The sequence below is a fragment of the Sphingopyxis microcysteis genome (assembly GCF_012274265.1).
Taxonomy (GTDB): domain Bacteria; phylum Pseudomonadota; class Alphaproteobacteria; order Sphingomonadales; family Sphingomonadaceae; genus Sphingopyxis; species Sphingopyxis microcysteis.
This window is the reverse complement of the sequence record NZ_JAANYY010000004.1, coordinates 46,589-67,067: the sequence shown is the minus strand read 5'-3', so window position 1 is coordinate 67,067 and position 20,479 is coordinate 46,589. Positions and strand designations below refer to the sequence as shown.

At 65.6% G+C, this 20,479-nt stretch carries 22 protein-coding genes; 14 read left to right on the top strand and 8 right to left on the bottom strand.

The features are described 5' to 3' along the window. The 6 genes from G9408_RS11620 to G9408_RS11595 all read left to right on the top strand — a co-directional run bounded on the left by G9408_RS11620 (position 1) and on the right by G9408_RS11595 (position 7,772). Positions 1-1,203, top strand: a complete 1,203-nt coding sequence (locus G9408_RS11620) for a dipeptidase (RefSeq protein WP_168454182.1) — start codon at positions 1-3, stop codon at positions 1,201-1,203. Between the two features lie 163 nt (positions 1,204-1,366). Next, positions 1,367-2,293 (top strand): bifunctional riboflavin kinase/FAD synthetase, encoded by a 927-nt coding sequence (locus G9408_RS11615; RefSeq protein ID WP_168454181.1) that lies wholly within the window; start codon positions 1,367-1,369, stop codon positions 2,291-2,293. Between the two features lie 113 nt (positions 2,294-2,406). Beyond that, positions 2,407-3,450 carry a glycerophosphodiester phosphodiesterase family protein gene (locus G9408_RS11610; RefSeq protein ID WP_168454180.1) on the top strand — a complete coding sequence of 348 codons (1,044 nt, stop codon included), beginning with the start codon at positions 2,407-2,409 and terminating at the stop codon, positions 3,448-3,450. A gap of 158 nt (positions 3,451-3,608) precedes the next feature. Continuing rightward, complete coding sequence (locus G9408_RS11605) at positions 3,609-6,809, top strand: isoleucine--tRNA ligase (protein ID WP_168454179.1); 3,201 nt, start codon at positions 3,609-3,611, stop codon at positions 6,807-6,809. Further along, on the top strand, positions 6,806-7,327 hold the full coding sequence (lspA, locus tag G9408_RS11600) for a signal peptidase II (RefSeq protein ID WP_120217445.1): 522 nt from the start codon (positions 6,806-6,808) through the stop codon (positions 7,325-7,327). The genes G9408_RS11605 and lspA overlap by 4 nt, the downstream gene beginning before the upstream one ends. 25 nt (positions 7,328-7,352) lie before the next feature. After that, positions 7,353-7,772, top strand: a complete 420-nt coding sequence (locus G9408_RS11595) for a DUF3035 domain-containing protein (RefSeq protein WP_168454178.1) — start codon at positions 7,353-7,355, stop codon at positions 7,770-7,772. Between the two features lie 60 nt (positions 7,773-7,832). On the opposite strand, the gene G9408_RS11590 is transcribed toward G9408_RS11595, so the two are convergent. The 3 genes from G9408_RS11590 to G9408_RS11580 form a co-directional block, all read right to left on the bottom strand. Further along, complete coding sequence (locus G9408_RS11590) at positions 7,833-8,501, bottom strand: hypothetical protein (RefSeq protein WP_168454177.1); 669 nt, start codon at positions 8,499-8,501, stop codon at positions 7,833-7,835. A gap of 110 nt (positions 8,502-8,611) precedes the next feature. Next, complete coding sequence (dxs, locus tag G9408_RS11585) at positions 8,612-10,540, bottom strand: 1-deoxy-D-xylulose-5-phosphate synthase (RefSeq protein ID WP_168454176.1); 1,929 nt, start codon at positions 10,538-10,540, stop codon at positions 8,612-8,614. A 46-nt stretch (positions 10,541-10,586) separates the two neighbouring features. Continuing rightward, positions 10,587-10,820 (bottom strand): hypothetical protein, encoded by a 234-nt coding sequence (locus G9408_RS11580; RefSeq protein ID WP_168454175.1) that lies wholly within the window; start codon positions 10,818-10,820, stop codon positions 10,587-10,589. Positions 10,821-11,028: 208 nt separating this feature from the next. Between G9408_RS11580 and G9408_RS11575 the strand changes: the two genes are divergently transcribed. Continuing rightward, entirely contained in the window at positions 11,029-12,045 is a 1,017-nt protein-coding gene (locus G9408_RS11575; RefSeq protein WP_210423353.1) for a MipA/OmpV family protein, read from the top strand. 170 nt (positions 12,046-12,215) lie between these two features. On the opposite strand, the gene G9408_RS11570 is transcribed toward G9408_RS11575, so the two are convergent. Beyond that, positions 12,216-13,106, bottom strand: coding sequence for a LysR family transcriptional regulator (locus tag G9408_RS11570; RefSeq protein WP_168454173.1), 891 nt, complete (start codon positions 13,104-13,106; stop codon positions 12,216-12,218). Positions 13,107-13,244: 138 nt separating this feature from the next. On the opposite strand from G9408_RS11570, the gene G9408_RS11565 reads away from it, so the two are divergent. From G9408_RS11565 to G9408_RS11550, 4 genes are read left to right on the top strand one after another with little or no spacing between them, the layout of a single operon-like run. Then, a complete protein-coding gene (locus G9408_RS11565; RefSeq protein WP_168454172.1) occupies positions 13,245-13,877 on the top strand; it encodes a pyridoxamine 5'-phosphate oxidase family protein in 633 nt (210 codons plus the stop codon). Then, positions 13,874-14,494, top strand: a complete 621-nt coding sequence (locus G9408_RS11560; RefSeq protein WP_168454171.1) for a glutathione S-transferase family protein — start codon at positions 13,874-13,876, stop codon at positions 14,492-14,494. Before G9408_RS11565 ends, G9408_RS11560 begins: the two co-directional genes overlap by 4 nt. Continuing rightward, on the top strand, positions 14,494-14,715 hold the full coding sequence (locus G9408_RS11555; RefSeq protein WP_168454170.1) for a tautomerase family protein: 222 nt from the start codon (positions 14,494-14,496) through the stop codon (positions 14,713-14,715). The genes G9408_RS11560 and G9408_RS11555 overlap by 1 nt, the downstream gene beginning before the upstream one ends. Next, positions 14,712-15,167: a DMT family transporter gene (locus tag G9408_RS11550; protein WP_168454169.1), complete on the top strand. Its 456-nt coding sequence runs from the start codon at positions 14,712-14,714 to the stop codon at positions 15,165-15,167. Before G9408_RS11555 ends, G9408_RS11550 begins: the two co-directional genes overlap by 4 nt. A 162-nt stretch (positions 15,168-15,329) precedes the next feature. Here G9408_RS11550 and G9408_RS11545 read toward each other — a convergent pair whose 3' ends face one another. The 3 genes from G9408_RS11545 to G9408_RS11535 all read right to left on the bottom strand — a co-directional run bounded on the left by G9408_RS11545 (position 15,330) and on the right by G9408_RS11535 (position 16,968). Then, entirely contained in the window at positions 15,330-15,734 is a 405-nt protein-coding gene (locus tag G9408_RS11545) for a GFA family protein (RefSeq protein WP_168454168.1), read from the bottom strand. Between the two features lie 79 nt (positions 15,735-15,813). Continuing rightward, positions 15,814-16,509 (bottom strand): helix-turn-helix transcriptional regulator, encoded by a 696-nt coding sequence (locus G9408_RS11540; protein WP_168454167.1) that lies wholly within the window; start codon positions 16,507-16,509, stop codon positions 15,814-15,816. A gap of 15 nt (positions 16,510-16,524) precedes the next feature. Further along, positions 16,525-16,968: a DUF6265 family protein gene (locus G9408_RS11535; protein WP_235957764.1), complete on the bottom strand. Its 444-nt coding sequence runs from the start codon at positions 16,966-16,968 to the stop codon at positions 16,525-16,527. 158 nt (positions 16,969-17,126) lie between these two features. Between G9408_RS11535 and G9408_RS11530 the strand changes: the two genes are divergently transcribed. The 3 genes from G9408_RS11530 to G9408_RS11520 all read left to right on the top strand — a co-directional run bounded on the left by G9408_RS11530 (position 17,127) and on the right by G9408_RS11520 (position 19,597). Next, on the top strand, positions 17,127-18,029 hold the full coding sequence (locus tag G9408_RS11530; RefSeq protein WP_168454165.1) for a DUF4189 domain-containing protein: 903 nt from the start codon (positions 17,127-17,129) through the stop codon (positions 18,027-18,029). A 237-nt stretch (positions 18,030-18,266) separates the two neighbouring features. Then, positions 18,267-19,028 (top strand): TenA family transcriptional regulator, encoded by a 762-nt coding sequence (locus G9408_RS11525; protein WP_168454164.1) that lies wholly within the window; start codon positions 18,267-18,269, stop codon positions 19,026-19,028. Positions 19,029-19,099: 71 nt separating this feature from the next. Next, positions 19,100-19,597 carry a cupin domain-containing protein gene (locus G9408_RS11520; protein WP_168454163.1) on the top strand — a complete coding sequence of 166 codons (498 nt, stop codon included), beginning with the start codon at positions 19,100-19,102 and terminating at the stop codon, positions 19,595-19,597. A 17-nt stretch (positions 19,598-19,614) separates the two neighbouring features. Here G9408_RS11520 and G9408_RS11515 read toward each other — a convergent pair whose 3' ends face one another. Beyond that, positions 19,615-20,313 carry a hypothetical protein gene (locus G9408_RS11515; protein WP_168454162.1) on the bottom strand — a complete coding sequence of 233 codons (699 nt, stop codon included), beginning with the start codon at positions 20,311-20,313 and terminating at the stop codon, positions 19,615-19,617. Positions 20,314-20,479 lie beyond the last annotated feature (166 nt).

The window sequence follows — 20,479 nt, the reverse complement described above, 5'->3', positions numbered from 1 at the left end:
ATGCGCCGCTGGCTGACCGGAATCCTGCTCGTCATCGCTCTCGCCGCACTCGCCTTTTTCGCGCTCGCGCCGGGGATCATCGAGCGCGGCACCAACCAGATCGACGGCAAGCCGCTGCCGCAAGTCAGCGAGCGCGCCAAGGCGCTGCACAAAACGCTGACCATCGTCGACCTGCACAGCGACACCCTGCTCTGGAAACGCGACATCCTCGACCGCGCAACCCGCGGCCATATGGACCTGCCGCGGCTCGAGGATGGCAATGTCGCGCTGCAAATCCTCGCCAGCACGACCAAATCGCCCAAGGGGCAGAATTACGACGCGAACAGCGGCGATACCGACAATATCACCAGCCTGGTGATCGCGCAGCTCCAGCCGGTGCGGACGTGGAACTCGCTGCTCGAACGCTCGCTGTGGCACGCCGAAAAGCTGCACCGCGCGGTGGCGGCGTCGGACGGCAAGCTCGCCCGAGTGACCCGTCCCGAAGAGATCGACGTACTCCTGCTGGAACGGTCCGCCGCCAAGCCTGCGCTGGACCGAACACCGGCGCCAGTCGGCGCGCTGCTCAGCCTTGAAGGTCTGCACCCGCTCGAAGGCAAGCTCGCCAACCTCGACAAGCTCTACGCCGCGGGCTTCCGCATGGCGGGGCTCACCCATTTCTTCGACAACGACCTCGCGGGATCGATGCACGGCCTCAAGAAAGGCGGCCTGACCCCGTTCGGGCGCCAGGTCGTGACCGCGATGGAAGCGAAGGGCATGATCGTCGACATCGCGCATTGTTCGAACGCCTGTGTCGCCGACATCCTCAAAATGGCGCGCCGCCCCGTCGTCTCGAGCCACGGCGGCGTGCAGGCGACGTGCAAGGTCAATCGCAACCTTTCGGACGAACAGATCCGCGGCGTCGCCGCAACGGGTGGCCTCGTCGGCATCGGCTATTGGGACGCCGCGATCTGCGACACCGCGCCCGCGAGCATCGCGAAGGCGATGAAGCATGTCCGCGACCTCGTCGGCATCCAGCACGTTGCGCTCGGCAGCGATTATGACGGCGCCACCACGGTGCGTTTCGATACGTCGAAGCTGGTGCAGGTGACGCAGGCGCTGATCGACGCCGGGTTCAGCGACGCCGAAATCCGCGCCGCGATGGGCGGCAATGCGGTGCGCGTGCTCAAGGCGGGGCTGGTTCCGCTGACGCCGCCTGCGCCGTGACCGTGCGGCGTATCGGTGCAGCGCTGATCAAGCCCCTCCCCTTCAGGGGAGGGGTTGGGGTGGGGGCCAGCGGCCTTGCGCAGCGTCCGCGGCCCACCCCGCTGCGACTAGCGAACAAGTTCGCAAGTCTCGCTGCCCCTCCCCTGAAGGGGAGGGGTTGGCGATGATCCGCCTCGACGGCCACACCCGCACCCCCGCCCCCTTGCGCGGCGGGGTCATCGCGCTCGGCAATTTCGACGGCTTCCACGCCGGGCATCAGGCGGTCGTCGGCCGCGCCGTCCGCCACGCGAAGGACGAAGGCCGCCCGGCGATCGTCGCGACCTTCGATCCGCATCCGGTGCGCTTCTTCAAACCCGACGTCCCGCCCTTCCGCCTCACCACGCTCGACCAAAGGCAGGAACTGTTCGCCGCGGCGGGCGCCGACGCGATGCTCGTCCTGCCCTTCGACGGCGCGCTTGCGGGGACGACGGCGGAGGATTTTATCACCGGGCTCCTCCTCGATCGCTACGGCGCCGCGGGGGTCGTCACCGGCGCCGATTTCGTGTTCGGCAAGGGCCGCGGCGGCGATGTCGTGACGCTGGCCGACCATGCCCGCCGCCTCGGCTTCTTCACCGAAATGGTCGCGCCGGTCGAGGACGACGCCGTGATCTCGTCGAGCCGTATCCGCGAGGCGCTGCAGGCAGGCGACTGCAAGACCGCCGCGCGCCTGCTCACCCGCCCCTTCACCGTGCGCGGCCGCGTCGAGCATGGCGACAAGAACGGCCGCCTGCTCGGCTTTCCCACCGCCAATATCGACATGGGCAATTATCTGCGCCCGAAATATGGCATCTACGCCGTCACCGGGAAACTGCCGGACGGACGGCCCCTGAAAGGCGCCGCGAACCTCGGCATCCGCCCCAGCTTCGTCCCACCGAAGGAATTGCTCGAGCCGCATTTCTTCGACTTCGCCGAGGATCTTTACGGGCAGGAAATCGACATCGCCTTCCACGCCTTCATCCGGCCCGAGGCAAAGTACGAAAGCATGGACGCGCTGATGGCGCAGATCGCCAAGGATTGCGATGCGGCGAAGGCGTTGCTCGCGGACCTATAATTCTTCGTCACCCTCGTACGAGGCCCGTGACTCGTGCGACTTGATCCGGGGTCCATGCGGCGCGGCGGGAATGGGCCCCGGATCAAGTCCGGGGTGACGATTGGGGGGACGAAATGACGCACGACGACTGGGCCACCGCCCTCGAAGGCCCACCGAAAAAGCCGCTTCGCCGCCGCACCAAAATCGCGCTGTGGCTGTTCGCCGCGCTCGTCGCCTGGCTGACCCTCAGCAACGCCAGCTGGCTCGCCCCCGATCCCGCCGGCAAACCCAAGCTCATCGCGCACCGCGGCGTCTATCACCTCTATGACAAGCGCGCCGCGGTCGGCCGCGACACCTGCACCGCCATCCACGCTTATCCGCCCGACCATGATGTGTTCGAAAACACACCCGAATCGATGCGCTGGGCGGTCGGGCTCGGCGCCAACATGGTCGAGGTCGATGTCGCGCCGACGAAGGACGGGCGCATGGTGCTGTTCCACGACTGGACCGTCGATTGCCGCACCGACGGCAAGGGCGACACCCGCGACCTGACGCTGGCCGAATTGAAGGCGCTCGACATCGGCCATGGCTACACCGCCGACGGCGGCAAGACCTTCCCCCTGCGCGGCAAGGGGGTCGGGAAGATGCCGACGGTCGAGGAAGGCCTCGCGGCGCTCCCCGTCCATCCGATCCTGTTCAACTTCAAGTCGAAGAATCCCGGCGAGGCCGACCAGCTGTTCGCGATCCTCCGGGCCTCGGGCCGCGACAGCGCCAGGCTCGGCGACGCCTTTTATGGCCACGAAGCCCCGGTCAAACGGATGCGCAAGCTGCTCCCCGCCAACTGGTCGTTCGACCTCAAGCGCGAGGGAATGGCCTGCACCAAAGACTATGTGATGTACGGCTGGACCGGCATCGTGCCTGAAAGCTGCCGGAACGGCGTGCTGGGTATCCCGATCAACTATCAATGGGCCTTCTGGGGCTGGCCCGACCGCCTGATCGCCCGCATGGACAGCGTCGGCGCGCGCGTCATCGTTTTTGGCCCCTATGAACGCGGCAAATCGAACGAAGGCCTCTCCACCCCGCAGCAACTCGCCAAGATCCCCGCCAGCTTCAACGGCTATATCTGGGTCGAGGATATCCGCGCGGTGGGTCCGGCGCTGCGACCACGGCAGAAATAGAAACCATGCTATCACTTCATCGTCACCCCGGACTTGATCCGGGGTCCATGCAGCGAGGCAGGACTGGACCCCGGATCAGGTCCGGGGTGACGAAGCTGGTATCATCCCTCGCCCATAAGCTTTGCGCCCACGCAAAACTGCGCTAAGCGCCGCGCACCATGACCGACAGCACGCCCACCGCCGAACAGCGCGACTATCGCGACACCGTCTTCCTGCCCAAGACCGACTTTCCGATGAAGGCCGGCCTGCCGCAGAAGGAGCCGCTGATTCTGGCGAAATGGCTCGAGGGCAATCTCGAGGGGCAGATTCGCGACAGCCGCAAGGGCCGCGACCAGTTCATCCTCCACGACGGCCCGCCCTACGCCAATGGCGACATGCACATCGGCCATGCGCTCAACCATATCCTCAAGGACATGGTCGTCCGCACCCAGACGCTGAAGGGCAAGGACGCGCCTTACGTTCCCGGCTGGGATTGCCACGGCCTGCCGATCGAGTGGAAGGTCGAGGAGCAATATCGCAAGAAAAAGCTGAACAAGGACGAGGTTCCGGTCGAGGAATTCCGCGCCGAATGCCGCGCCTATGCGCAGCATTGGGTCGACACCCAGCGCGAGCAGCTGAAGCGCCTCGGCATCGGCGGCGACTGGGACCATCCGTACCTGACGATGGATTATGCGGCCGAGGCCACCATCGTGCGCGAGCTGCTCAAATTCGCCGCCAACGACATGCTCTATCGCGGCGCCAAGCCGGTGATGTGGTCGCCGGTCGAAAAGACCGCGCTCGCCGAGGCCGAGATCGAATACGAGGATATCGTCTCGACCCAGATCGACGTGGCGTTCGAGATCACGGACTCGCCCATCGAAGAGTTGAAGGGCGCTTACGCTGTCATCTGGACGACCACCCCGTGGACGATCCCAGTCAATCAGGCGATCGCCTATGGGCCGGAGGTTGAATATGCGCACATTGGTTTCGAGCCCGAAACGGAAGGCACGAAGCATCAGATTGAGGTGTATCGACGGCTGAAAGAGGCGGGCCTAGACTGGCACGGAAAGCGTTTCCTGATCGCCGAGCCGCTGGTGCAGTCGGTTCTTGCAAGACTGAACCGGCAAGCGGCCAACGTCGATCTGAGCGACCTCGGCTTGGGGAAAGCAGAGTATTACGCGCATCCTTGGCAGGCAGACGGCGAGCCGGAAACGTATCGCGGCTCCGACCTCGCCGGCACCATCGCGCGCCACCCGATGGCAAAGCTGTTCTCCGGCGAAAGCCGGAGCCCAGGGCGGCCTGACGACAACCTTGCGGACGACACCCTGGACCCCGGCGTTCGCCGGGGAACAATAAATCTCGATTCCCCGCTGGCCGACTTCTACCTGCGCCCGCGTCCCTTCCTGCCCGGCGATTTCGTCACCACCGACAGCGGCACCGGGCTCGTCCATATGTCGCCCGATCACGGCGAAGACGACTTCGACCTGTGCAAAGCGAACGGGCTCGATCCCGTTTTCGCGGTCGAGGGCGACGGCAAATATCGCGCCGACTGGGGCTGGCTCGGCGGTCAGGGATCGGTGATCAACCCCAAGTTCAACGCCCCCGACGGCCCGATCTGTTCGGACCTGCGCGAAGCCGGCGGCCTCCTCGCCGCCAGCGCCGACTACCAGCACAGCTATCCGCACAGCTGGCGCTCGAAAGCCAAAGTCATCTATCGCTGCACCCCGCAATGGTTCGTGCCGATGGACAAGGTGATGACGCACATCGAACCCAAGGCGCCGCGCGAGCAGCGCTGGGAATCGGAAGGCGGCGCGATCAACCCGCATGAGGAGGATCTGTGCGCCGCGCCGACCTTGCGCCAAGCCGCGATGCACGCGATCGAGCGCACGCGCTTCGTCCCCGAAAAGGGCCGCAACCGCATCGGTAGCATGGTCAAGGACCGCCCCGACTGGGTGCTGTCGCGCCAGCGCGCGTGGGGCGTGCCGATCACCCTGTTCGTCGACCGCAAGACCGGCCAGTATCTGAACGACCCGCTGGTCAACGACCGCATCGTCGCGGCGGTGCGCGAGGGCGGCGTCGACGCATGGAGCGACGCGCGCGCGCAGGAGTATCTCGGCGATCAATACAACGCCGCCGATTACGAACGCATCACCGACATTCTCGACGTCTGGTTCGATTCGGGCTGCACCCACGCCTTCGTGCTCGAAAGCGGCAAATGGCCCGCGCTCGTCCGCCACGACGGCGGCACCCACAGCGCCGACCTGTATCTCGAAGGCAGCGACCAGCATCGCGGCTGGTTCCAGTCGTCCTTGCTCGAAAGCTGCGGCACGCGCGGGCAGGCGCCGTACAAGGCGGTGCTGACCCACGGCTTCACGATGGACTCCAAGGGTCTGAAGATGTCGAAGTCGCTCGGCAACACGATCAGCCCCATCGACCTGATGCGCGACTATGGCGCCGACATCCTCCGCCTGTGGGCGCTGTCGGTCGACTTCACCGAGGACCACCGCATCGGCAAGGAAATCCTCGCCGGGGTCGCCGACCAGTATCGCAAGCTCAGGAACACCTTCCGCTACCTGCTTGGCGCGCTCGAAGGGTTCAGCGATGAAGAGCGTGTCACCGACGTGTCGGCGATGCCCGAGCTCGAGCGCTATATGCTCTCGCTGCTCGCCGATCTCGACGGCAAGCTGGCGCAGGCGGTCGATGATTTCGACTTCAACAGCTACACCCGCCTGTTGTCGGACTTCTGCAACGAAGACCTGTCGGCCTTCTACTTCGACATCCGCAAGGACAGCCTCTACTGCGACATCGGCCCCGCCGAACCTCTTGGGACGGCGAAGCGCCGCGCCTACCGCACCGTGCTCGACACTTTGTTCCACGCGCTGATCCGCTACGCCGCGCCGGTGCTGGTGTTCACAGCTGAGGAAGTGTGGGGAACGCGCTATCCGGATGCGGGTTCGGTCCACCTCCTCGAATGGCCCAAGCTCCCCACCCTCAATCGTCATCCCGGCGAAGGCCGGGATCTCGACGGTGGGGATCCCGGCCTGCGCCGGGATGACGAACTGATTGGGCGGTGGGCTGAACTGCGCCAGCTTCGCAATCAGGTGAACGAGGCCATCGAACCGCTTCGCCGCGAAAAGACGGTGCGGTCGAGCCTCGAAGCCAAGATCGTCGTCGGCGACGAACTGGCCAGCCAGTTTACTTGGGACGAGCTCGCCGAATTGTTCATCACAGCAGCGGTCGAACGCACACAGCATAGCAATCGGGTCACCGTCACCCCCACCACCGACCACAAATGCGGCCGCTGCTGGCGCCACCTCCCCGAAGTTACCGAGGACGGCAACTTGTGCAATCGCTGCGAAACAGTATTGAACCCGGCATGACAAATTCCCGTTCGCCGCACCTGCGCTTTGGCCTGTTGGTTGCCGCCTTCGCCTTCATCCTCGATCAGGTGACCAAATGGGTGATCATCACCCCGCTGTCGCTCGAAGCGAAGCGCGAGATCGAGCTGATGGACATCTTCAACCTGACCTGGGCCGAAAATTGCGGCATTTCGCTGTCGATGTTCGCCAATTGCAACGACACGACGCGCTGGACGCTGGTCGCGGTCACCGCGCTGGTCGCGGGCGCGGTCGCGATCTGGATGACGCGCGAACAGGCCAAGGGCGACGTGATCGCGCTCGCGATGATCCTCGGCGGCGCGCTCGGCAATATCGTCGACCGGGTGCGCTACGGCTATGTCGTCGATTTCGCCGACCTGCATTTCGGTGATTTCCGCCCCTTCATGATCTTCAACGTCGCCGATGCCTGCATCTCGATCGGGGTGCTTTTGCTGGTTGCGCGCGCGCTGCTCTTCGGCGAAAAGGCCTCCGATGCGGACGCCAAACCGTCCGCGAAGTAAACGGGGCGCATAGGAGTTATTTGCAGTGAACCGGACCAAAATCATCCTGGCCGCCTCGATCCTGGCCACCACCCTGTCGGCCTGCGGGTCGAACAATTTGTTCAGCCGCGACCGGCCCGATGAATTTGCCGTGTCGCGTCAGGCGCCGCTCGTCGTGCCGCCCGATTTCGCGCTGACCCCGCCCGCTCCCGGCACCGCGCGTCCCGGCGGCGAAACCACCGCGGAACAGACGCTGCGCGCGCTGTTCGGCGGCCCCTCGGCGCGCAGCCCCAATGAAGCCGCGGTGATCAGCAGCGCCGACGGCGCCCGCGCCGACCCCGGCATCCGCAGCCAGGTCGGCAGCCCCGACACGCAGGTCGTCGACAAGGGACTCGTCGTCCGCGACATCCTCGCCGCCCCCGAAGGCGACGGCCGCGACGCGCAGGCGGCGATTCCGACCAGCTGATCCTTCCGACGCTTGTCACGACAACGGCCCGGCGATCCCGGGCCGTTTTCTTTTGGGCGGTCAGTTGAACAGGCTCGACAACAGGAACATCGCGATCAGGCTTTCGACCATCGCGCGCGACGCGTGGCCTAGCGCGCGAAGGCGGCCGCATTTCAGATGCTGGTTGAACCAGACAATCTGCAGGAAACCGAACCACAACAGGCCGAAGACGGCGAGGCCAAAGCCCGCGAGCACGGACCAGCCATGCGCCAGCTTGATCAGGATCACCGCGCCGCCCAACAGCATCGCGAGCACCGCGGCAACATAGCATTGACTGTAGAATGGCGCGCGCAGCGTGTCGCGGTTGACCTGCAATTTCTGCGCCCGAACCATCCGTGTTGCCATCAATACGGGAAACAGGCTGTACATCACGATGCGCAACATGATCAGGTCGGTGTTGTTGCTGACAAAGGCTGACAGCCCGACCTTGCTCGCCACCACCGCGTCATTGCCGACCAGCGCGATCTCGGCGGCGTGGACGAGGATCAGCGACAAGAGCAGGAACAGCGGCGGGCTCAGCGTGTCAGTATATTGCTGGTCACTCGCATCGCCCTGTTCGCTGTCCGAATAATCCATCATCTGCAGCGGCCGCGTCAGCGTCCGCCACAGGGTAATCGGGTAGAAGACCAGCCACGACATCACCTCGTACAACAGCTCGTCGAGCGATTGCAGGAGGTTGAAGAAGTTCATGCGGCGCCCCCTCTACCGTTCGCCCTGAGCTTGTCGAAGGGCTGCTCTTTCTTTCAAGCATTGCAGGAAAAGGAAAGTGCTTCGACAAACTCAGCACGAACGGGAAGAGTTCAGGCCCGAACCCCCGCTTCCTCGACCCCCGCGCTGTTGTGGCGCAGCGCCTTCAGCACGCAATCGACGATCTGCGGCGCGTTGAGGCCCGCGGCGTCATATTGCAGTTCGGGCTTGTCCTGATCCTGGAACATGTCGGGCAGGCGCAGCGTGCGCAGCTTCAGCCCCGCGTCGATCAGCCCCTCGTCGCTCGCCAGCGTCAGCACATGCGCGCCGAGCCCGCCGACGCTGTTTTCCTCGACCGTAACGCACACCTCATGGGCGGCGAGCGTCTTGCGGATCAGTTCCTCGTCGAGCGGCTTGGCGAAGCGGAGGTCGATGACGCTCGTCGACAGCCCGCGCGCCTCCAGCGTGTCGGCGGCCTTGAGCGCTTCGCCCAGCCGCGTTCCGAGCGAGAAGATCGCGACGGTCTTGCCGCAGCGCACCACGCGGCCTTTGCCGATCTCCAGCTTCTGCGGAACCTCGGGCAGTGGCACCCCAGTGCCATTGCCCCGCGGATAACGGAAGGCGATCGGGCCGGCGTCATATTCGGCGGCGGTATAGGTCATATGGATCAGCTCGGCCTCGTCGGCCGCCGCCATCACCACCATATTGGGCAGCGTCGCGAGATAGGTGATGTCGAACGAGCCCGCATGGGTCGATCCGTCGGCACCGACCAGCCCCGCGCGGTCGATCGCAAAGCGCACCGGCAAATTCTGGATCGCCACATCATGGACGACCTGATCATAAGCGCGCTGCAAGAACGTCGAATAAATGGCGCAGAACGGCCGCATTCCCTGCGCCGCTAATCCCGCCGCGAACGTCACCGCATGCTGTTCGGCGATGCCGACGTCGAAGCTGCGCGTCGGATGCGCCTTCGCAAATTTGTCGACCCCGGTCCCCGACGGCATCGCCGCGGTGATCGCGACGATGCGCGGATCGCTGTCGGCGAGCTTCGCCAGCGTCTCGCCGAACACATTCTGGTACGCGGGCGGTCCCGGCGGCGCTTTCGCCTGCTCGCCGGTGATCACGTCGAATTTCTGGACGCCATGATATTTGTCGGCGGCGGCTTCGGCGGGGGCATAGCCCTTGCCCTTCACCGTCACCGCATGGATCAGCACCGGGCCATGGTCGCTGTCGCGGACATTTTCCAGGATCGGGATCAGATGGTCGAGGTTATGCCCGTCGATCGGCCCGACATAATAAAAGCCAAGTTCCTCGAACAAGGTGCCGCCCATCGCCATGCCGCGCGCATATTCGTCGGTCTTTTTCGCCGCCTTGTGCAGCGGTTCGGGCAATTTGCGCGCAAAGCGCCGCGCGATCTCGCGCAGCTCGATGAACGGCCGCGACGACACCAGCTTGGCGAGATAGGCCGAGAGTCCGCCAACGGGGGGAGCGATCGACATGTCATTGTCGTTCAGGATGACGATCAGCCGGTTGCCCGCCTGCTGCGCATTGTTCATCGCCTCATAGGCCATGCCCGCCGACATCGACCCGTCGCCGATCACCGCGATCGCGCGGCCAGGCTGATCCTTCAGCTTGTTGGCGATCGCAAAGCCCAGCGCGGCGCTGATCGAGGTCGACGAATGCGCCGCGCCGAACGGATCATATTCGCTCTCGCTGCGCTTGGTGAAGCCCGACAGTCCGCCGCCCTGGCGCAGCGTACGAATCCGGTCGCGGCGTCCGGTGATGATCTTGTGCGGATAGCATTGGTGCCCCACGTCCCACACAATCTTGTCGCGCGGGGTGTCGAACACATAATGGAGCGCGGTCGTCAACTCGACGACGCCGAGCCCGCTGCCCAGGTGCCCGCCGGTGGTGCCCACGGCGGAAATCATCTCGGCGCGCAGCTCGTCGGCGAACTGGCGGAGGTCTTCGGGCTTCAGCTTGCGGAGGTCGGCGGGGACATCCACCGTGTCGAGCAGCGGCGTATGCGGTCGATCAGTCATCGGGCGGTCATACTGGTAACCGCCGATACTGTCGAACGAAAAGGATTTACCCTTCCCCGCCCTCGTCGCGTTTCGCCGCATCGACCTGCGCGTACAGCCCGCGCACCATCAGGTCGGTGAACACCAGCATCACCCCGATCATCCCGACGAGCAGCGCGACCGCTGCGACCGGGAACGGCCCGATGCTGTCGATCGCCCCGCGCCGCTCTGCCAATGCGAGTGCGGCAGCGATTGCCATCAGCGCATAGCCGATCAGCCGCCCGGTGCGGTTCATGGCCATGACAGCATCGGTCGGACAAACGGGATCGCGTTTTGCCGGGAACCAATGGCGACGCGGCGCGATAGGCAAGCGGAAGGACCGTAGTGATGCATGAAAAGCACGATGCGGCCAAAAGCTTGTTTGGGCAAGACGAAGCCTTTGCAATATCTGGACCTTCACCTACACCCCGCTGCACGAGGGGCAAGAATATAGGATGAATATGCCCGTTTTGACTTCGCGCTCCCGCCCGCTTCGCATCGCTTCCCTGCTTCGGCTGTTTGCTGCACTGGCGCTCGGCGGCGGCGCTGCGGCACCCGCGATGGCGGAAGAGGCGCCAGTCCCCGCGGCACCCGTTGAAACGCCGGCCGACGGACTGATCCCGGACGCCGACGAGCCGGCACGCCATCTGCAGGACGTCAGCGACATCGACGACGACATCCTGCTCCCCGCGGCGCGCGACGACGATGACGACGGCGAACGCAAATGGTCGCGCAACTATATTTCGGTGGCCGGGGGCATATTGAGCTCGCCCGACTATAACGGCTCGGACGAGCGCCGCCTGCTCCCCGCCTTTTACGTTCGCGGTCGTTATGACGGCTATTCCTTCTCGACCCGCGGCACGAATCTTCAGGTCGACCTGATCCGCCATCGCCGCGGACAAAAGACCGACTTCAAATTCGGCCCGATCATCAGCCTGCGCGCCGACCGCACCGGCAGCATCAAGGATCCGCAGGTCGAGGCGCTCGGCAAGCGCAAGCTGGCGGTCGAGGCGGGCTTTTTCACCGGCGTCACCCACACCGGAGTGATCACCAGCGACTATGACCAGATCGGCCTGCGCATCGTCGCATTGAAGGATATTTCGGGCCGCCACGGCAGCTGGGCGGCATCGCCGACGATCGATTATGGCACCCCGCTGTCGAAACGCGCCTTTGTCGGCGTGTCGGCGTCGGTCAATTTCTACGGCAAGGGCTTTGGCCGCTATTATTACGATGTCGACGCGCTGGGCAGCGCGGCGAGCGGCCTGCCGGTCTATACCGGCGCCAGCGCCAAGGCGGGCGCGGGCAAATATACGATCGGGATGGCGGGCGCCTATGCGTTGTCGGGCGACCTGCGCAAAGGATTCGTGCTGATCGGCGGCGCCCAATATGGCCGCCTCCTCTCGCGCCTCGCCGATTCGCCGATCGTGAAGGACGTCGGCAGCGCCGATCAATGGCTGTTCGGCGGCGGGCTGGCGTATCAGTTCTGACGAAGGACGGACGTTAATCCTCCCGGTGGCGAAGCCATGGGGAGGTGACAGCGCGAAGCGCTGGCGGAGGGGCTATTGCGCTGACGTCGGCGCCCCTCCACCATCCCCGCTTTCGCGGGGACGGTCCCCCTCCCCATGGCTTCGCCACAGGGAGGATCAGGATATATGCCTCACCCCAAACCCGCTGCCGGCATCCGCTCCTTCATCGCCTCGACGAACGACCGCACCGCGGGCAAAGCCGCGCGCGACGGTTCGAACAACAGGTGCACGGGCAGCGCCGACGGCTGTTCGTCGGCGAGCAGCGCGATCAGCCGCCCCGCCGCCAGCGCATCGGCCAGCTGGTAGCTCAGCAGATTGGCGATCCCCAATCCCGCCTCGGCCGCCGCCAGCGCGCCATCGACGGTGTTGAGCACCAGTCGCGGGCGCGGGTCTAGCCGCCATTTGCCGCGCGCCAGCTGCCATTCGCCCGCCGCACGCGGCCCCATCGTCCCGATCAGGTCATGCTGCGCCAGGTCGGCCATCGCCTGCGGCGCGCCGCGCCGCGCCAGATAGGCAGGGCTCGCCACCAGCATCTGGCGCACCCAGCCGATCCGCACCGCTTTCAATCCCGAATCGGCGAGCGCGCCGATCCGCACCGCAACGTCGATCCCCTCCTCGACGATCCGCACATTGCGGTCGATCAGCATCATCCGCACCATCAGCTCGCGGTGCTCGGCCATCAGCTTGCCGACGACGGGCAGGACGTGCAGCCGCCCGAACATCACCGGCGCGGTCACATGCAGCTGGCCGCGCGGCTGCGCTGCCGCGCCGCGCAGCTCGCGTTCGGCCCCGGCAAGGTCAGCGAGGATGCGCCGCGCCTGTTCCAGAAACGCCGTGCCTTCGTCGGTCAGCGCGACGGCGCGCGTCGAACGGTGGAACAAGAGCGTCCCCAGCCGCGCCTCGAGCGCCGCGATCCCGCGCGTCACCGCGGGCGGCGAGCTGCCCAGCTTGCGCGCGGCGGCGGCGAACCCGCCCTCGCTCGCGACCGCGACGAACATTTCCAGCGTCAGCAATCGGTCCATTGATTATTCCACTTTTCGGAACAGAGTCGTTCAATATTTGCCCGTTATCGCATCCATTGCAACGATCTAAATCGGGTGCGGCGAACGAAGCTGTCCCCTCTCGGGCTTCGTTCGCCCCCTTTTGCGAAGGATCAGTCGATGGCCCGCAATTACCGGCACACCCTGTTCAGCGACGCGGTCAAGGCGCTCCAGGAACGCCATGGCTCGCGCGCCTCCTATCTGAAGATGGACGCGGGCGCCGACGGCACCCCCGACGCGCTGACCGCGAAGGAACTGGATTACATCGCGCTGCGCGACAGTTTCTACATGGCCAGCGTCACCGCGCATGGCTGGCCCTATATGCAGCACCGCGGCGGCCCGGCGGGCTTCCTGCGCCACATCGAAGGCAACCGCATCGGCTTCGCCGATTATCGCGGCAACCGGCAATATATCAGCACCGCAAACCTTGCGGCCAACGACCGCGTCTCGCTGTTCCTGATGGATTATCCGAACAAGGACCGGCTGAAACTCGTCGGCCACGCGCACAGCGTCGAACTCGCCGACGATCCCGCATTGGTGACCTCGCTGATGCCCGAGGGGTATCGTGCGACGCCCGAGCGCGCCTTTCTGATCGACGTGCTCGGGTGGGAGTGGAATTGCTCGCAGCATATCACCCCGCGCTTCACCGAGGCCGAAATTTCCGCCGCGATCCAGCCGATGGCCGCAGAACTGGGTCAACTGCGCGCCGAAAACGCCGCGCTCCACGCCCGCCTGTCCGGAGACCGCCGATGATCATGCTCTACGCCACCCCGCGCTCGGGCAACGCCCACAAGGTCCGGTTGGCGCTCGCCTTCCTCGGCCTGTCATGGGAGGAGCAGCTGACCGACGCCGCGGCGCGCCAGTCCGCCGCCTTTGCCGCGATCAATCCGATGCGCCAGATTCCCGTCTATGTCGAAGGTGATCGCACGCTGCGCGACAGCCAGGCGATCCTCGCCTATCTCGCGGCGCGCCACCGCCCCGGCGACTGGGACGGCCGCACCCCTGAAGAACGCGGCGAAATCGCGCTCTGGCTGTCACACGCCGCCAATGAAATCGCCAATGGCCCCGCGACGCTCCGGCTCGCGCGCCAGTTCGGTACGCCGATCGCCGAGGAGCATGCACAGGCGGTCACCGGGCGCTTCCTCCCCGTCATCGAGGCACATCTGGCGGCGCACCGCTGGCTGGTCGGCGACCGGCTGACCATCGCCGACCTTGCCGCCAGCCCCTATCTGGCGCTGATCGCCGAAGCCGGTATCCACCTTGCCGACTGGCCGGCAATCGGCGAATGGACGAACCGGATCGCCGCGCTGCCGGGCTTTCCCGCGATGCCGGGCTGGCCCGCGCCAACATCGAACCAGGGAGCGACCTGATGCCCTATGTGAACATCAAGATTACCCGCGAGGGCGCGACGCCCGAACAAAAGGCCGAACTGATCGGCGGGGTCACCGAATTGCTCCAGCGCGTCCTGGGCAAGAACCCCGCGACCACCGTCATCACCATCGACGAGGTCGATCTCGACAATTGGGGCATCGGCGGCCTGCCGGTCGCCGAATTTCGCGCCGCGCAGGCGGCCAAGGCGCCCCCGCAATGACCAGCAGCAACGCCCCCACCTTTGCTATCGTCATGCTGCTCACCGGCATCGGCATCCCGATCCTCGCTGCGCTCAATGGCGGGCTCGGCGCGCGGCTCGGCAGCCCGCTGGCGGCATCGACGATCCTCTTCGGCCTCGCCTTCCTGATCGCCGCCGCCGGCGCGCTGGCGACCGGCACGCTCGGCCAGATCCGCATTTCGTCCGACATCCCGCTGCATTTCTATTTCGGCGGGCTGTTCGTCGCTTTCTATGTGATTTCGGTGACCTTCATCGCCCCCAAATTCGGCGTCGGCAACGCGATCTTCTTCGTCCTCGTCGGCCAGCTCGCCAGCGCCGCGGTGATCGACCATTTCGCGCTGTTCGGTTCGATGCGCTTTCCGCTCGACGCGAAACGCCTCGCCGGCATCGCGCTGATGGTCGCGGGGGTGTGGCTGGCGCGGCGGACGGGTTGAGGACGGGTTGGACGGCGATCACGGATCTATACTTTCGTCATCCCGGACTTGATCCGGGATCCATCCGCCCTCGCACCAAAAGGCAGTGCACGGGGTTATGGACGCCGGATCAAGTCCGGCGTGACGAATAATCCGGGCCATTTCTCGCAGCAAACACCCCCGTCACATATGCCCCGTCACCTCCGGCGCATTCCACCAATTATTCCCTGCGCCGTCCATATGCTGCACCGGCAGCGCCGCCATCGCGGCATGATCCAGATCGTCGAGGCACGCGATCGCGACCGACACATAGGCGCCGCCGATCTCCTCGACATAGCCATGGCCATAGGGCGAAACCCCGCACGTCTTGCAGAACAGGTGATGCACGCTCGCCGATCCGAACTGATAGTCGGAAAGCGCCGCCGGATCGGTCAGCAGGCGAAACGCCTCGGGCTTGATCTGCGCGCTCCAGCCGCGCTTCTTGGTGCAGATCGAACAGTTGCATTTGCCGGTCCCGGCATCGAGGTCGATGTCGGCTTCGAATTTGACGGCGCCGCAGTGGCACGAACCATGGTGGGTTTTGAGCATCGGTCTTCTCCGGTCTGACGCGCCGTCCGCCGGCGCCTTTCACCCGAAGATCCTTAGCGCATCCCCCTGACAGAAATTGTCAGGAGGCCGCCTCCACCCCATTCTGCCGCCACCAGTCGGCCATCAGCACCGCGCGCCGCCTACCGAAACCTTCGCTGCCGATCCGCGCCGCGGTCACCCGGTCGATCCGGAAACTCCGGAAATCCTCGCGCAGCAGGCACCAGGCGGCGATCACCTGCTTGTCCTCGAAATAGGCGAGCGCCGCGGGCCAGATCGCGCGTTCGGTGGCCGCGCCGCTTTCATCGGCATAGGCGATGTGCAGCGTCTTTTCGGCGCGCATCGCCTCGCGCACCGTGGCGAGCAACGGTGCGTCGGTCTCGCGCCAGCGGCTGCTCACCGGCCACAGCCCCGCCTCGTCGATGCGCTGCTTCAGCGCATCGGGGCTCGCCGCCGCGATCTTCGCCAGCGCCAGCCCCGCGGCGCGCGACAGGCTGCCGTCCTGCCGCCCCTCGACCCAGCGCGCGCCCAGCACGAGCGCCTCCAGCTCATCGGCGGTGAACATCAGCGGCGGCAGGAAAAATCCCGGGCGCAGCACATAGCCCACCCCAGCCTCGCCCTCGATCGGGGCGCCGAGTGCGATCAGCGCCTGGATGTCGCGGTACAGCGTGCGCACCGACACGCCCTGCTCGTCGGCCAGTATCTCGGCGGTCACCGGCCGGCGGCGGCGGCGCAGGCCGTCGATGATCGCAAAAAGCCGCCCCGTCTTGTCCGCCATGATGCCCGTCGCCCGTCAGCGCCGCCGATAGGTCCAGCGTCGCGGTTTCGACCCGTCGATCGCTGAAATCGTCGCGGTCAGCGTGTCGCCGTCGCGGGCATAATGGATCCGCTGCGGATAATCATGCGCTGCATTTTCAAAGGTCGCGCTCGCCGCATCGCGCCGCACCAGCGCGAACGACACCGGCGCCCCGCCCTGCGGCTGCGCCACATAGGCCGGCGTGCCGTCGGCGCCGGGCGCGATGCGCAGAAATTCGAATTCGCGCAAGGCATCGCCGCGCCCCGATCTACTGTGCCCCAGCATCACTCCGCCGCGTGGGCCGGTCCAGCTTTCCTCGGTCCAGCGATCGCCCGTCTCGCTGATCCATTGCCCGGCCAGCCAGCCAAGATCGTCGACCCGCGGCGCCGGGCTTGCGGCGATCAGAAGCAGCGCCAGACCGGCTGCCAATCCCGATTTCATCGCCATCGCCTTCCTCCGCCGCGCCCGCCATCACCCTGTCGACCCAGCCCCTTCTGATCGAAATGCGCCGACGACGATAGCCCCATCGCGCGCGCCCGGCGCAGCACTGGTACACCGGCGCATTGTAACCTGGCCGCGACCGCTGATATGATGGCGCGATGATCCTGCGCCTAGCTCTCGGCCTGTTTGCCGCCCTCGCCCTTGCGCTGTTCGTGCAACCGCAAGCGGCGCACGCCGCCTATCCCTGCCCCGGCGGTCCGGGTCCGGGCGAAGTCCAGGTCGGGGTGTCGGGCGGCAGCCACGGCGTCGCCGCGGTTCCGATCTGCGATCGCGCCCAGGGCGGCGGGGGAGGCGGTGGCGACGAGGTCTATTACCGCTACGGCTCGATCGCCTGGCACCCCGACGCCGATGATGTGTGGATGGAGGGCAGCTACGACGGCCCCAACACCGCCGAACGCACCGCGCTCGCCGCATGCAATCAGGCGATGGGCGGCGGCTGCACCTCGATCGGCGAATGGCATAATTCGTCGATGCGGATCTTCCGCGACCGCAGCGGCGCGCTGTGGTCGGGATGGCATGGCGATGGCGGCGTTCGCAGCAAAAAGGCGCTCGCCGATTGCAGCGCCAAACAGCTGCTGCCGTGCGAGGTGCTCGGCACCTATTCGTCGAGCAAGAACCGCCATCTGCCCAAACCCACGGCGCGCAAACTCTATGCGGTCGGCGCCTGGGTCGAGGGGACCGAAGGCTTCGACAGCCGCCTCTATATCGCCAGCGGCCAGCGCGACGCCGCCGCCGCCGAACGTCTGGCGCTCGATGCCTGTACCAAGGCGACCCGGCAACGCTGCGCAATCCTGACCTTTGTCGGCAACGGCGTGATCCAGACCTACCGCCTCGGCACCGGCGACCAGAGCGCCACCGTCGAATCCAATGCCAAGCGCGCCGCGCAGGCGGCGCAGGCGAATTGCAAGAAGCGCGGTCAGGCCTGCACCCTCCAGCGGGTTTACGACAGCCGCACCCCGGGCGAATTCGTCCACGACTTCATGGCGCCCGCGGCCAAATAGCCGCCGCGCGCCGGGGCAACGCCCGGCGCTGCACCCGGAACCCTTAACACCGCGCAGGGCAGGACTCGGGCGCCTGCGCGCCTGCGCGCCAATTGCCGACACCAATATAATGACCCGGGTCTTTGGCCCGGTTTTCATCGACCAAGGGGCGCGGATATAGAAATCATCCTCCGGGGCATAAGAATATAAACAAAGTGTATAAAATATAATTTCCCCCAAAATCACTCAGGAGGTCGTGTGACTGTTTGCATCAAGGATCTTATCGAAGAATCACTGAGCCATCGCGCTGTAAATCACCCTTATCTTGCGGCACTTGATGTCGGCGATTTTCCCGATACCGATTGGGCGTTGCGCGACTTTGCCGAACATTATTACGGATATTCGCTACACTTCCCGCGCTATCTGACCACCGTAATCTCCAAACTCGAAATCCCGGCGCATCGCCATAGCCTGCTTCAGAATCTGACCGAAGAATCGGGCATTTATGATGACGAGGAATATGCCGAACTCGCCGCGGTCGGGGTTGAACGCGAATGGATCGAGGGCATTCCGCACCCCCAATTGTTCCGCCGCTTTCGCGAGGCCACCGGCATCACCGCCGCCTATGTCCCCGAAGATGACGCGATCGAACTGGTGTGCTGGCGCGAATCCTTTCTGGCCACGCTGACCCATGGTTCGGCCGCCGAAGCGCTCGGCGCGCTGGGGCTCGGCACCGAAAATATCGTCAGCACCATCTATCTCCCCTTCGTCAACGCGATCGCGCGCACCGATCTTCACCCGCGCGACACGGTCTTCTTCCCGCTGCACACCGCGGTCGACGATCATCATCAGGAGGCGCTGGAGGACATCTCGCTGGCGTTCGCCGCTACTCCGACGGGCAAGGGCGATCTGCGCCGCGGGATGATCAAGGCGCTGTCGCTGCGCTCGTCCTTTTGGGACTGGCTCTACGAACGCGCGATGGCGCGCGCCGAACGCCCCGCCCTGGCGATGGCCGTCTGACCGATCCGACGCGGGGCCGCGCGGCGATGGCATCGCCGCGCGGCCCCGCGCTTCAACAGGACAATATCCGCATGAACCCCGACCTTCTCGCCCTCATCACGAATATCGAGGCGCGCCAGCCGCTCGCCACCGACGCGCCGGTCGCCGCATTCCACGCCGATCCGGGCAACAGCCACCGACAGATTTATCGCAACTGCAACGCCAAGCTGGGGATCGATTTTGCCGTCGACGTGCTCGATTTTCCCGGCACCCAGGCGTTCGATGCCCGCGTCGTACGGATCGCCGCGGGGTGCAACAACGAACTGCACAAGCATGCGCATGAATCACTCTTCTATGTGATCAGCGGCACCGCCGAGGTGCGCATCGGCGACGCCACGCTGACGCTGAACCCCGGCGGCCTCGCCTTTGTCCCGCGCTGGGTGTTCCACCAGTCGAAAAACCTGTCACCCACCGACGAGCTGGTGATCCTGGCGATCACCGATTTCGGACTGACCAAGGCGGTGCTGGGCGATTACGACAAGCGCACCCGGCTCGCCGCAAACGGCGCCGATGTGCTCGATCATGCCTGACCGGTAACGCGGCCCGATCAGCGCTGCGGCGCCGGGTTGCGGACATCCTCGACCAGTTCCCAGCATGTCTCGGTCGGGAAAAACAGCAACGTCCCGCCGCCGCCCGTCGCGCGCACCAGATCGCCCAGCCCTTCTTCCAGCTCGGGCGGCGGCGGGGTCTGGTGCTTCTGAAAAATCCCCGGCAGCCAGTCGACCCGGCGGCGGTTGTCGTTCGCGGTGTTGAACTCCAGCTGGACGTACGACAGGTCGCGCCACGATGCATCGGGCTTGCCCTCGAACGCCGCCGCCGACGCGGCGGTGACATAATCATAATCCATCGGGCTAATCGGGAAGTCGTTCAGGGCCAGATAGTCGCGACGCGGCAAGGACCGGCTTTTGCCGGTCATCCCGTGCGAGACGGTCGCCGCGGTATATTTCGCGCGCACCGCCCACGATCCGGAGAATGCCTTGAAAAAGGACGAAAAATCCACGGCGTTGCAGGCGCCATCGGCCATGTCGAGGAACAGGCGGTCGCTTTCGGTCATCGCCTGCTCCGCGGCGCCGCTGGCGGCGGTCGCGGCAACCACAGCCCCGTCACCGGCCTGCGACGCTGCGCTCGGCGCCGCGCTGTCCGCCGCATCGGCGGTTCCCGCCGCTTCGCCGCCGCACGCCGCCACTGCGAACAGCGCCAGCGTGGCCAGCGACAGCTGCCGTCGCTTGAAACGGGGTTTGATCATCGGCGCTGGCTCCATGTGCGTTGGTTGTTGGTTCGGGGCGCTGCCGCTGCCCGATTGCGTCCCGGGATAAGGGCTCTAGCCTAACACAGCAATCGCCCGTCCGTCGCACCGCCCGATTGTACCAGTACCCCGTGGCATCGCGCCATCCGGCGCGGCAAACCCTATG